A 13,510-nucleotide genomic window follows, 5' to 3' on the forward strand; every position below is an offset into this window, starting at 1 on the left:
GCTATGCCGAAGCGCTCTGGTGAGAGGCTTCGGCACCACTTAAAAAAGTGACATTTTCTCGGACGAGTTAGGGTGACATTTTCTCAGAAGTTTGACATCCAGACGCTCTATGCCAACATTTCACTTATTCACATGTGTATAATTTGGAGACTATGAAAAATAAAAATCGCCTCCTGTCGAACCGCCTCACATTTTATCAACAATATCTTGTGCTGTGCACAGTTTTCGTCCACAAGTTCTTGAAATTGTGGATAACACGGTGAAATCCGTTGAATTAAGCGGGTTTGTCTGCTATGATTAGTCATGACCTGAGCAGTGGATGACGAGAAAATCCCCTCACTTTATCAACACCCTGTGAATAACTTTGTGAACAATTCCCCCGATACGTGGATATCCCTATTAATAATAAAAGGGAAACTGTGGACAACTGCTCCGTGCCTTCTAAGCGGATATATGTTTTCTGCTTATTTTTTGTCCGCACGATGGGTTAAAGGAGAGAAATTGTCGTGGACAACCGCAACAACGAGATTTGGGAACAAGTGTTGTCGGTCATCCAGACGAAGCTGAGTAAACCAAGCTTCGATACCTGGTTTAAAGCAACGAAAGCCATCTTTCTCAGCGACAATACGGTTATCGTGACCGCGCCAACGACATTTGCCGTCGAATGGCTTGAGACTCGCTATACGAAGCTGGTCGCTTCGACGCTTTCCGACTATATCGGCAGAACCGTAGACGTGAAATTTTCTATCGAAGAAATTCACCAAGCGGAGCCCGTTGAACAAGCCGTACCTACACCGGCGAACCGCGTGCAAATCTCGGAAGAACCGATGATGCACATGCTGAATCCGAAATATACGTTCGATACGTTCGTCATCGGGGCCGCGAATCGCTTCGCTCATGCCGCGTCGCTGGCGGTCGCCGAACTTCCAGCGAAATCATACAACCCGTTCTTTATGTACGGCGGCGTCGGATTGGGCAAAACGCATCTGATGCACGCAATCGGACATTATATTCTCGAACATAACCCTCATATGAAGGTTTTGTATTTGTCATCCGAGAAATTCACGAACGAATTCATCAACGCGATTCGCGACAACCGCGGCGAAAGCTTCCGTAACAAATACCGCAACATCGACGTCCTGCTTATCGACGATATTCAATTCCTAGCCGGCAAAGAAGGTACGCAAGAGGAATTTTTCCATACATTTAATGCGCTGCATGAGGAACATAAGCAAATCGTCATCTCGAGCGACCGCCCGCCCAAGGAGATTCCGACGCTTGAAGAAAGGCTGAGATCCCGTTTCGAATGGGGATTGATCACCGATATTCAGCCGCCAGACCTGGAGACGAGGATCGCCATTCTGCGCAAGAAAGCGAAGGCCGAAAATCTCGATATTCCGAACGAAGCGATGATGTACATTGCGAACATGATCGATTCCAACATCCGCGAGCTCGAAGGTGCGCTCATCCGTATCGTCGCCTATTCCTCGCTGACGAATCAGGACATATCGGCGCATCTTGCGGCAGAGGCGCTTAAGGACATTTTGCCGACGGGCCGAAGCCGACTGATCACGATGCAGGATATCCAGCAGCGAGTCGGCGACTTCTATGGGCTTAAACTTGAAGATTTCAAGGCGCGCAAGCGTACGAAAGCCGTCGCTTTCCCGAGGCAGATTGCGATGTATCTCTCCCGCGAGCTAACGGACTATTCGCTACCGAAGATCGGAGATGCGTTCGGCGGGCGCGACCATACGACCGTCATTCACGCGCACGAGAAAATATCGCAATTGCTGAAGGTCGATCAGGACTTGTACAAAATTATTAACAGCCTCACCGAGAAAATCAAAAATTTAACCTAAAACGACACCAACGCCTATGCACAATGCATCCACATGTGGATAGGCGTTATTTTCGACTTTTTTCGCTGTTATCCACATATTCACGGGACCTACTACGACTTTAATATTTAAAACATGCTACAATAAGCGTTAAATGGGCGTAGAGAAGCCTCATGTAGCGCAGCAACCGACAAATTCGACGAGGTGCTTGATATGAAATTAACCATATTGCGCGGAGAGCTGAACGAAGCGATTCAACACGTATCGAAAGCCGTCGCATCCCGTACGACCATCCCGATTCTTAGCGGAATCAAGATCGACGCGACTTATTCCGGCGTGACGCTAACCGCCAGCGATACCGATATTTCGATTCAAAGCTTCATTCCGCTCGAAACGCAGAGCAAGACGGTCGCCACCGTAACGCGAACCGGAAGCGTCGTGCTTGCAGCGAAGTTTTTCGTCGAAATCGTCAAGAAACTGCCGAACGAGGAAGTCCACATCGAAGTGGGAGACCGTTTTCAGACGTTGATTACATCCGGTGCGACGGAAATTCAACTCGTAGGACTGGATCCTGAGGAATTCCCCGTTCTTCCTTCCATACAGGAAGACCAGGTCGTATCGATCGCCGGCGATTTGCTGCGCGACATGATTCGTCAAACGGTATTCGCCGTAACGACAAACGAATCGACGCCGATATTGACAGGCGTTCTGTGGAATTTACAAGAAGGCACTTATAAGTTTGTAGCAACGGACCGTCACCGGTTGGCCAGCCGCTCCGCTACTGTTGCCGCGACGGACGTTCGATTTTCCAATATCGTCATCTCAGGCAAAACGCTGAACGAGCTTGCCAAAATCGTTCCCGATCAGAACGTGCTTGTTGACATAGTCGTAGCCGACAATCAAGTGCTGTTCAAGCTTGGCAATGTCCTGTTCTTCTCGCGGATGCTCGACGGAACATATCCCGATACTTCCAAAATTATTCCGCAACAGTTCAAAACAGAACTGGTGATCAACACGAAAGCGCTCAGCGATTCGATCGATCGGGCTTACCTTCTTTCCCGTGAAGAAAAGACCAACATCGTTCGCCTTGTTACGCTGGAAGAAGGCGGAATCGAGATTTCGTCCAGCTCTTCCGAACTTGGCAAAGTAACAGAGCAGCTTAGCGTGAAAGAGATGAGAGGCGAGCCGCTTCGCATCGCGTTTAACTCTAAATACATGCTGGACGTGCTTAAAGTGATCGACAGCGAAGAACTTCTTATCGGCTTCAACGGTGCGATGAGTCCGATTATTATCCGGCCGAACGATCATGACCGCAGCTTGCATCTGATCCTTCCTTACCGGACGACGAACTGAGGCGATCTTGGATGAAGAACATCGGCATATCGACCGAATACATTACGCTAGGTCAGTTTCTGAAGCTGGCCGATTGCATCGGCACGGGCGGGGAAGTGAAACATTTTCTCTCGGAGAATTCAGTGACGATCAACGGGGAACCGGACAATCGCAGGGGACGCAAGCTAAGAGTCGGGGACGTTGTCAATGTCGAAGGCTGCGGCAGCTTTACTGTCGTTAACCGCTAAGCGGAGAGGAATACGCGAATGCAATTGCATACATTGGAGCTTCACGGATATCGGAATTATGATTCGTTGAAGCTGTCTACCGAGGGCGGGGTCAATATTTTCATCGGACCTAACGCACAAGGCAAGACGAATCTGGTCGAAGCGATCCACGTATTATCGCTCACGAAGTCTCACCGGACATCGAAGGATAAGGAACTGATCGGATGGAACCAGAGCTCGGCGTTGATTAGAGCGCAGATGCGTCGAAAACATGGAGACGTGAACCTGGAACTGCAGTTGTCGGCGCAAGGGAAGAAAGCGAAAGTGAACGGGCTGGAGCAGCGGAAGCTCAGCAGCTTCGTCGGCACGCTGAACGTTGTCTTGTTCGCGCCGGAAGATCTCGATATCGTTAAGGGAGCACCGGGTGTGCGCCGCCGGTTCATGGACATGGAAATCGGCCAGGCGCACCCCGGTTATTTGTACGACATGCAGCAGTACCAGAAAATTCTTCAACAACGGAACAATTACTTGAAGATGACGGATGTGCGCAAAGCCTCTCCCGACATGCTCGAAGTGTGGAACGAGCAACTTGTAACAACAGGTGTTAAAATGATGCAAAAAAGGAAAAACTTCATTGTAAAGCTTCAAAAGTGGGCGGAAAAAATCCATGCCGGAATTACGGCAGGCAACGAGCATTTAACCGTGGATTACAAGCCTTCATTCGGCAACGGGCATGGCATAGATACCCAAGATCAAGCTTCTTTATTCGAGCAATTTATGATAAAGTTAAGGGAAGGCAAGGATCAGGAATTCAGGCGGGGAACGACGCTGACCGGTCCGCATCGGGACGATCTCACCTTCGCCATTAACGGCAAGGACGTGCAAGCGTTCGGCTCCCAGGGACAGCAAAGAACGGCGGCGCTGTCGCTGAAGCTGGCCGAACTGGAACTCATGCACGAGGAAATCGGGGAATACCCGTTATTACTGCTGGACGACGTATTGTCTGAATTGGATCAGACCCGTCAAACCCAGCTAATAGAGACGTTTCAAAGCCGGGTTCAGACGTTCATTACGACGACGGGGCTTGAGAGCGTGAATATGAGCCGATTGAAAGACGCATCTCTTTTTCACGTGAGAGACGGTCAAGTGCTGCGCTAAAGCGAGGAGGGACTCCGTGTATTTACATTTAGGCGGGGAGAAAATTATACGAACTTCTCAGCTCGTAGCGATCTTCGACATTTCCATTGAGCAATCGTCCAAGCTGTCGAGGCAATTTATCGTGCATGCTCAGAAGAACAAGGAAGTGGAAACGATCGGAGAGGAAGATCCGAAGTCGATTGTCGTAACGGAGCATAAAGTGTATTATTCGCCAATTTCTACGTCAACGCTTAAGAAGCGGGCGCATTATTTGGAAGGCTAGGCGAGGTATTCACTGAGTCGTTAATCAGCAGCGGTTACGTAAAAAAGGCGGTGGAAGGTTTGTCCGTGAATTCACAGCAAAACACGTACGATGAAAGTCAGATTCAGGTATTGGAAGGGTTGGAAGCGGTCCGCAAACGCCCCGGGATGTACATTGGTTCCACGAGCGGCAAGGGCTTGCATCACCTGGTCTGGGAAGTCGTCGATAATAGCATAGACGAAGCGTTGGCCGGCTACTGCACGCGGATCGACGTCATCATAGAAGAAGATAACAGCATTACGGTTATCGATAATGGGCGGGGCATTCCGGTCGGCTTGAATCCGAAGCTGCAGAAGTCGACGCTCGAAGTCGTCATGACCGTTCTTCATGCCGGGGGAAAGTTCGGCGGCGAAGGATACAAAGTGTCGGGCGGTTTGCACGGGGTCGGCATTTCGGTCGTTAATGCGCTGTCAGAGTGGGTTGTCGTCACGGTCAAACGCGACGGCCACATCCACCAGCAGGAATATCGCCGTGGCGCGCCTCAATACGATCTTAAGGTGATCGGCGAGACGCAAGAGACGGGCACGCAGACGAGGTTTAAGCCGGATGCGGAGATTTTCACGGAGACGACGACCTATGACTATGATGTATTGGTCGGGCGTATTCGAGAGCTGGCATTCCTGAACAAAGGCATTCAGCTGAATTTGACGGATAAGCGAACCGGTATGAGCGATTCGTTCCACTACGAGGGCGGTATCGTCGAGTTCGTGCAATATTTGAATCGGACGCGCGTAGCGCTTCACGAGACGCCGATCTATGTGGAAGGTGCGAGAGAACACATTCATTGCGAAATCGCGATGCAGTACAATGACAGCTACTCCGAGAACTTGTACTCTTTCGCGAACAATATTAATACGCATGAAGGCGGTACGCACGAATCCGGCTTCAAGAGCGCATTAACGCGGATCATTAACGATTATGCCCGGAAGATGGGATTCGTGAAGGAAAGCGAATCGAACTTATCCGGCGACGACGTACGTGAAGGTTTGACCGCGATTATCTCGGTCAAAATTCCGGAGCCGCAATTCGAAGGCCAGACGAAGACAAAACTGGGCAACAGCGAAGTCCGCGGTATCGTGGAATCGTTGTTCAGCGAGAAGCTGCTGCAATTCCTCGACGAGAATCCGGGCGTCGCCCGTAAAGTGATGGAGAAGGGCTTACAAGCAGCTCGGGCGAGGGAAGCGGCGCGTAAGGCGCGCGAATTGACCCGCCGGAAGAGCGCACTAGAAGTAAGCTCCTTGCCAGGCAAGCTGGCCGACTGCTCCTCCAAGGATGCGTCGATCAGCGAATTGTACATCGTCGAAGGCGACTCCGCAGGCGGGTCCGCCAAGCAAGGCCGCGATCGCCACTTCCAGGCGATATTGCCGCTGCGGGGCAAAATTTTGAACGTTGAGAAGGCTCGCTTGGACAAGATTTTGTCCAACCTGGAAATCCGGGCAATGATTACGGCGCTTGGCACAGGCATCAGCGACGACTTCGACATTACGAAAGCGCGTTATCACAAGATCATTATCATGACCGATGCCGACGTCGACGGCGCGCACATCCGCACGCTCATCCTGACGTTCTTCTACCGGTACATGCGTAAGCTGATCGAAGAAGGTTACGTCTACATCGCACAGCCGCCATTGTTCAAGATCGAGCGTAACAAGACGGTTCGTTACGCGATGAACGAGAAGGAAAGGGACGCGATCTTCGCCGAGTTCGGGGAAGGGACGAAGCTCAATGTACAGCGTTATAAAGGTTTGGGCGAGATGAACGCCGAGCAGCTGTGGGAGACGACGATGGATCCGGCCAGCCGCACGATGCTTCAAGTTCGAATCGAAGACGCAATGAAAGCCGACCTCATGTTCGACACGCTTATGGGCGACAACGTCGAGCCGCGGCGCGAATTCATCCAGCAATACGCGAAGTTCGTTAAGAACCTGGATATATAAGTCATTAGCTTATGACGAATAAAGAATCAGGGGGTATCTCTGCCTAAGGGATACCCCCTGCAGATTAAGAAGCGCCTCGTTTGCGAGGTTTGAATCTGCCGTAAGCGACTGCATAAGCGTACATTCTGCGGAAGACGGCGCGATCCGGAAGCTTCTTGAACAAGAACGGATCGGGGAGGGTATTCACTTCGAGTACCCAGGGATGAAGTTTCGTATCAACCGCGACGTCTACGCCGATCTCTTTCAGGCGAGGATATTTTTTCTGCAGTGCGGCGGCAATGTCGACGCCGAGCTTGCCGAGTTTGTTCTCGAAAGCGGTACGGCGCGTTTGTGTCAGATGCGAGGAGAACAGCTTATCGAGCGGCATCGGCGTTCCGCCGGCATGATAGTTGGTGACGATCTTGCGCGGATGGCCCAGACGACCAATCATACCGGTCGTCTCCCACTTTGATTGCGGATTTTTCTGTACCATCACTCTTAGATCGAATCTTCTGCCTCCGTGTTTGAGTAGATGAATGCCTTGCTGGACGAGATAGGGTTTGTTTTTTTTCACGGATATAAGCTTGTTATACATGTCATCGAAAGTAGCAAACGCATACTTCGTCTCGCCGGATTGGAAACGGTAAGGGGAAACGGCCGTTTCTGCATTCTCAACGCGGATAACGCCTCTGCCGAACGTGCCATCCACCGGTTTTACATAGATCATGCCGTGTTTCTGCAAGTACGCCTCGACGGAAGAACGATCGAAACGCGCGGTATCCGGTACATGCCGCCTTAAATCGGCATCGGCAAGAAGAACGTCGGTTTTGGCCCATTTGCTGCGAACGCGCTGTATGGACATGCCTGTTCATTCACCCTTTCCATTGGGCATTATGGTATAATGAAATTATTGTGTTTGATTCGGCACGAATGGCTTTCCTTGTCATTCTTGCCCGTTTTCTAACCTATGACGGAATTCGTTTTGTGGTGTGCGTTCCGCCGCCTCCAAGCGAAATCGAACCCGTTGATATATTTGCTAAGGAGGATCCTCATGTCGGAAGAACAACGCTCCCAAATCCGCGACCGCGAGATCGGTCAGGAGATGCGGGAATCGTTCATGGATTACGCAATGAGCATTATCGTTAGCCGCGCATTGCCGGACGTTCGCGACGGACTAAAGCCGGTTCATAGACGGATTTTGTATGCGATGTCGGAACTCGGCATGGCTCCGGACAAGCCGTATAAGAAGTCGGCGAGAATCGTCGGCGAAGTTATCGGCAAATACCATCCTCACGGCGATTCTTCCATCTACGAAGCGATGGTGCGGATGGCGCAGGATTTTTCCCTTCGCTACATGCTCGTCGACGGGCATGGAAACTTCGGATCGGTCGACGGAGATATGGCGGCAGCGATGCGGTACACGGAAGCTCGTCTATCCAAGATTGCAATGGAAATGCTCCGCGACATCAACAAAGAAACGATCGATTATCGGCCGAACTATGATGGCGAAGAACAAGAGCCAGTCGTCTTGCCTGCCCGGTTCCCGAACTTGCTCGTTAACGGCAATACAGGTATCGCGGTCGGGATGGCGACGAACATCCCTCCTCACAACTTGAAAGAGGTCATCGATGGCACTCAGGCACTGCTTCGCGATCCCGAACTGACCCCATACGACTTGATGGAATACGTCAAAGGACCGGATTTCCCGACGGCGGGACTCATCCTCGGTCGTGTCGGCATTCGCCAAGCGTATGCGACGGGCCGCGGCTCGGTTACGATGCGTGCTCGGGCGACAATCGAAGAGACGAACGGCAAAGCGCGTATTCTCGTTCACGAGATCCCGTATCAAGTGAACAAAGCCCGTCTTGTCGAGAAGATCGCCGAACTTGTGCGCGAGAAGAAGATCGACGGCATTACCGATCTTCGCGATGAATCCGACCGCAACGGCATGCGTATCGTTATCGAGCTGCGCCGCGATGTTACGCCGACGGTCGTGCTGAACAACTTGTACAAACAGACGCAGATGCAGACAAGCTTCGGCGTGAACATGCTTGCGCTCGTGAACAACGAGCCTAAAGTTCTGAATTTGAAAGATATGCTTTACCACTATATACAGCACCAGGTTGAAGTCATTCGTCGGCGCACGGAATACGATCTGAAGAAAGCCGAAGCCCGCGCGCACATTCTCGAAGGTTTGCGTATCGCCCTCGACCATCTGGACGAGGTCATTGCGCTTATCCGCGCGTCGCGCACGACCGAGGAAGCTCGCGAAGGGTTAATCGCTCGTTTCGGATTGTCGAACGATCAGGCGCAAGCGATTCTCGATATGCGTTTGCAACGCCTGACCGGCCTGGAACGCGAGAAGATCGAACAAGAATACGCCGAGCTTCAACAGAAAATCGCTGAATACAAAGCGATTCTCGCGGACGAGCAACTTGTGAACGACATTATTTACAACGAGCTCGAAGAAGTGAAAATGAGATTCGGCGATGAACGCCGCACGGAAATTACGGTCAGCGACGACGAGATTCTCGACGAAGACTTGATCCCTCGCGATGACGTCGTCATTACGATGACTCATACCGGGTACATCAAACGTCTTCCAGTATCGACGTATCGTAGCCAGAAGCGCGGCGGCCGGGGCATTATGGGCATGGGGACGAAGGACGACGATTTTATCGAAAACCTGTTTATCTCCAACACCCATCATTACTTGTTGTTCTTCACGAACAAAGGCCGCGTGTTCCGGATTAAAGCGTATGAGATTCCGGATTTGAGCCGGACTGCCCGTGGAACGCCGATCATCAACCTGATTCAGATTGAGCAGGGAGAGACGATCAATGCGGTTATTCCGGTCGAGTCGTTCGATCCGAACCAGTTCCTCTTCTTCGCGACCCGCAACGGGATCGTCAAGAAGACGCCGCTCGACGATTATTCCAACATCCGCAGAGTCGGCCTGATCGCAATCTCCCTACGGGAAGACGACGATTTGATCGGCGTGAAGCTGACGAACGGCGACAGCGAGATCGTTATGGGCACGAGCCAAGGGATGTCCATCCGCTTTAAAGAACAGGACGTGCGCCCGATGGGACGTTCCGCGACGGGAGTTAAAGGCATCCAGCTCGACGAAGACGACAAAGTCATCGACATGGACGTCGTGGCGCCGGACCAAGAGGTTCTCATCGTAACGGCCAAAGGCTACGGCAAACGGACACCGATGTCCGAATATCGTATTCAGACGCGCGGAGGCAAAGGCATCAAGACGCTTAACGTCACCGACAAGAATGGTTCGATCGTCGGCCTGAAAGTCGTTCACGATGACGAAGACTTGATGATCATGACGACTTCCGGCACGTTAATCCGCACGAGCATGTCCGGCATCAATACGATGGGCCGTATTACGCAAGGCGTCAAACTGATCAACATCCGGGATGAGGATTCCGTTGCCACCGTCGCGCGCGCGCCGCGCAGCGAAGACTCCGACACGGAAGGCGAAGGCGCCGAAGAAGGATCGGACGTTGAATAAGCAATAGAAGACTCAGCCTTTGGGAGAGATGCGGCATGCCGACAATTCCGGTAGCGCAAGTTCAGGTTGGCGACCGATTGACCAGCGACGTTCAGACAGCTCTTGGCAGCGTATTGCTGCAGCAAGGGCGTACGCTTTCCGAGAGAGATACGGACATTTTGCACTCGTTCCTGATCTCAACTGTGGACGTCCTGCGCAACGGTGTAGAAGAAACTTCGACGGATTCGGCGTCCGATGAAACCGCAGCGACGACGGAAGTCAAGATTACGCCGCTTCAGCAGCAATTTCTCGACATGGAGAAATTGCTGCAACGGATGATGGCGATGGTCAGCTCCGGACAGAAGCTTCCTGTGCTCGAGATGCGGAATGGTTTAAGCGCTCTTCTTGAGCATATCGACGATTACAACGTGCTCACGTTTCAGTCTCCTCCTGTTGCGGGGAAACCCGATGTTATGGTTCGTAACAGTGTGCTATGCGCGCTTACATCGTACCAACTCGCAAAATGGAACAAATTTCCTGATAGAGATTGGCTTCCTGTGGCGATGGCAGGACTGTTACACGATATCGGCAACGTTAAAGTTGACGCAGCGATACTTAACAAGCCATCCCGACTATCGGCAGAGGAAGTCCAGGAGATGCGACAGCATACCGTATACGGTTTCCGTATTCTCGAAGGCGTCGCCTCAATGAACCAGGGCGTATGGTTGTCCGCATTGCAGCATCACGAACGAATCGACGGCAGCGGTTACCCGATGAAGGTAAAAGGCGAGAAGATTCATCCGTATGCGAAAATCGTTGCTATTGCAGATATGTATCATGCGATGACGTCGAATCGGCTTTACCGGAAGGCAGAATCTCCGTACCTCGTGCTAGAAGAACTGCATGCCGGATCGTTCGGTAAGCTTGATCCGTTATACGTACAGGCCTTCATCGAACGGACGACGCAATTCCACAACGGTGTGTTCGTGAAGCTGAACAACGGTGCAGTCGGAGAAATCGTCTTTACGGACCGCAATAATCCAACTCGTCCGATGGTTTCCGTAAATGGCCAAATCATCAATCTTGCACAAAATCGCCAACTGTACATTTGCGAATTGTTTTCGACGAAATAAGAAATTGCACAGGTGCCGCTTGGGAACTTATCGTTCCTGGGCGGTCCTTTTTTTATGCAAATGAAGCAACAAAATCGCCTACCGGTCGTCTAACCAGTATATGTAAAAGACTTTGGCCAGACGGAGGGTGTTTCATGAGAAAATGGACATTAGCGATGATGGCGTGTGCTTTAATGTGGGCGGGGACAGCTCAACCGTTGCCGCAAGCGGCAGCAGCAGAATCGATATCGGCTACAATCGGCAATCAAGAGACTGCGGTTGCCAGAGCGAAGCAATTGAAGTTAATCCCCGAAAACGCGGAAATTACCGAAGCGAAAAGAATCGTTCACCCGAACGATTATTGGCGAATTTATTTCATGATGCCCGAACTGGACACGGAAGGCCACCCCACGGAAACCGGGGAAGTTGATCTTAGAAGCTCCGATGGCGAGTTGCTCTCTTATCGCCATACGAAGTGGCCTGTGGATCTGAATGGGTGGGGCCCGGCTCAGGAAGCTTTCGATCTTGCCAAAGAGGAAGTAGGACGGAAAGAAGCGACTGAGATCGCAAAAACGTTTCTGGAAAATCAACCATGGCAATTGAACGCCGAATGGATGGAAGATTCGTATCCGGAATCCGAGTATACGACCCGAACGGACAGCAAAGGCGTGCATAAAATCCGTTTCGATCGCTCGATTGACGGAATCCGACTGAGCCAGCCATCGTTTTCCGCTTTTGTTGATCGAATTAGCGGAGAAGTCGTCTCCTATGAAATGAGCTGGGCCAAAACCGATTTCGCTCATCCGAAGAGTATGCTGACAGCGTCTGCAGCGGCTCGTTTGCTCGTTGATCATGCGCAGCCTAATTTAACGAACCCTTTTGGAGATCAAAGGTTGTTAGGGTATGAGATGGCATCTTTCTATTCACTCGATGCTACGAAGGGGACTTTCCCCGCAAACTTAAACATTCCAATACCGACGGATAAGGTCATCGGTAAGCCGACGATTACCAAAGCATACGCCAGAATGTTGCTGTTATCGATGTACGACATCGAACTTCAGTATGTCGTTACAGAAGTATCGACGGAAACATGGAAGGCAGAGCCTTTCTATCGAATGGTCGTAAGACCGGAAGTTCCTCGTTTCTATACGGGGCAAGCGCCGATCATCGATGCGAGAACCGGCGAGTGGAAAGACTACGTAGGAGAATCGTTACAGCAATCGGTGCCAGGTCCTTCGAAGCAAGTGATCGACGCGGTTGTTTCTACGAGTAAAATCGGTTACCCGGCCGCAGTTGCCGTAGAGGGGAAGTTTTCTTCGTTAGCGGTATCGCCAGTTGTCCGGAACGGGAAAATGCTTGTGCCTGCGAAAGAGATTGCCGGGGCAGTTAAAGGGAATCTCGTATGGGAAGCCAAAGGGCGCAAGTTGACTGTAACGAAAGAAGGCAAGAAGTTGGTTATGACTGTCGGCAGCAATAAAGCGTATTTGAACGGCAAAGCGATTATACTTCAGTCTGCGGCACAAGTCGTTAAAGGAAAGACGTATATTCCAGCTGAAGCTTTCCGGCAAGCGTTCGGTATAGAAATTGGATGGCAATCCGCTTCACGATTCTATACCATCGGGTTAGGTGGAAAATCACCTGCTTTAACGGAATTGGCTTGGGGTGAACTGCGCTGGAATGCGCAGTTAGCGTGGCTGAAAAGCCGGGGCTAATTGGGGAGGATGATGGGCGAAGAGTGCAATGAAAAAAAGTTGAAATTATATGTTGCATTCATTCGCCCATCGTGATATTATATTCAAGTCGCCGTTAACGCGGCACACAAAATAAGCAACAAATTGTACTTTGAAAACTGAACATAGAGCGTAAGAAACAAAAGTAAGACCAGCAGTGAATGAGCCTCAAAAGGCTCTGTAATAAGAAGCTTCGGCTTCAACTATTATGGAGAGTTTGATCCTGGCTCAGGACGAACGCTGGCGGCGTGCCTAATACATGCAAGTCGAGCGGACTTTGTTAGTTGCTTGCAACTAACTTGGTTAGCGGCGGACGGGTGAGTAACACGTAGGCAACCTGCCCCTCAGATCGGGATAACATTCGGAAACGAATGCTAAGACCGGATACATC

General features: G+C 51.1%; 10 protein-coding genes and 1 rRNA gene. 10 read left to right on the top strand and 1 reads right to left on the bottom strand.

Annotation, left to right across the window (positions count from 1 at the left end):
- Positions 1-506: 506 nt before the first annotated feature.
- The 6 genes from dnaA (at position 507) to gyrB (ending at position 6,793) form a co-directional block, all read left to right on the top strand.
- Complete coding sequence (gene dnaA, locus ACFPOF_RS10675) at positions 507-1,859, top strand: chromosomal replication initiator protein DnaA (protein WP_378132331.1); 1,353 nt, start codon at positions 507-509, stop codon at positions 1,857-1,859.
- Between the two features lie 192 nt (positions 1,860-2,051).
- The gene (gene dnaN, locus ACFPOF_RS10680) at positions 2,052-3,191 is read left to right on the top strand and encodes a DNA polymerase III subunit beta (RefSeq protein WP_378132333.1); all 1,140 of its coding nucleotides are present in this window, start codon (positions 2,052-2,054) and stop codon (positions 3,189-3,191) included.
- A gap of 11 nt (positions 3,192-3,202) precedes the next feature.
- A complete protein-coding gene (gene yaaA / locus ACFPOF_RS10685) occupies positions 3,203-3,418 on the top strand; it encodes a S4 domain-containing protein YaaA (RefSeq protein WP_378132335.1) in 216 nt (71 codons plus the stop codon).
- A gap of 18 nt (positions 3,419-3,436) precedes the next feature.
- The gene (gene recF, locus ACFPOF_RS10690) at positions 3,437-4,555 is read left to right on the top strand and encodes a DNA replication/repair protein RecF (protein ID WP_378132337.1); all 1,119 of its coding nucleotides are present in this window, start codon (positions 3,437-3,439) and stop codon (positions 4,553-4,555) included.
- Between the two features lie 16 nt (positions 4,556-4,571).
- Complete coding sequence (gene remB / locus ACFPOF_RS10695; RefSeq protein ID WP_209750131.1) at positions 4,572-4,817, top strand: extracellular matrix regulator RemB; 246 nt, start codon at positions 4,572-4,574, stop codon at positions 4,815-4,817.
- A 65-nt stretch (positions 4,818-4,882) separates the two neighbouring features.
- A complete protein-coding gene (gene gyrB / locus ACFPOF_RS10700; protein ID WP_378132339.1) occupies positions 4,883-6,793 on the top strand; it encodes a DNA topoisomerase (ATP-hydrolyzing) subunit B in 1,911 nt (636 codons plus the stop codon).
- Positions 6,794-6,857: 64 nt separating this feature from the next.
- Here the strand turns inward: gyrB and ACFPOF_RS10705 are convergent, their stop codons facing one another.
- The gene (locus ACFPOF_RS10705) at positions 6,858-7,634 is read right to left on the bottom strand and encodes a YheC/YheD family protein (protein ID WP_378132341.1); all 777 of its coding nucleotides are present in this window, start codon (positions 7,632-7,634) and stop codon (positions 6,858-6,860) included.
- A gap of 189 nt (positions 7,635-7,823) precedes the next feature.
- Between ACFPOF_RS10705 and gyrA the strand changes: the two genes are divergently transcribed.
- The 4 genes from gyrA to ACFPOF_RS10725 form a co-directional block, all read left to right on the top strand.
- Positions 7,824-10,298, top strand: a complete 2,475-nt coding sequence (gene gyrA / locus ACFPOF_RS10710) for a DNA gyrase subunit A (protein ID WP_378132343.1) — start codon at positions 7,824-7,826, stop codon at positions 10,296-10,298.
- A gap of 35 nt (positions 10,299-10,333) precedes the next feature.
- Positions 10,334-11,410, top strand: a complete 1,077-nt coding sequence (locus ACFPOF_RS10715) for an HD-GYP domain-containing protein (protein ID WP_378132345.1) — start codon at positions 10,334-10,336, stop codon at positions 11,408-11,410.
- 134 nt (positions 11,411-11,544) lie between these two features.
- The gene (locus ACFPOF_RS10720) at positions 11,545-13,101 is read left to right on the top strand and encodes a copper amine oxidase N-terminal domain-containing protein (RefSeq protein ID WP_378132347.1); all 1,557 of its coding nucleotides are present in this window, start codon (positions 11,545-11,547) and stop codon (positions 13,099-13,101) included.
- 223 nt (positions 13,102-13,324) lie between these two features.
- Positions 13,325-13,510 (top strand): 16S ribosomal RNA (locus ACFPOF_RS10725); the annotation flags it as partial.

The sequence above is a fragment of the Cohnella soli genome, assembly GCF_042655525.1.
Lineage (GTDB): Bacteria > Bacillota > Bacilli > Paenibacillales > Paenibacillaceae > Cohnella > Cohnella soli.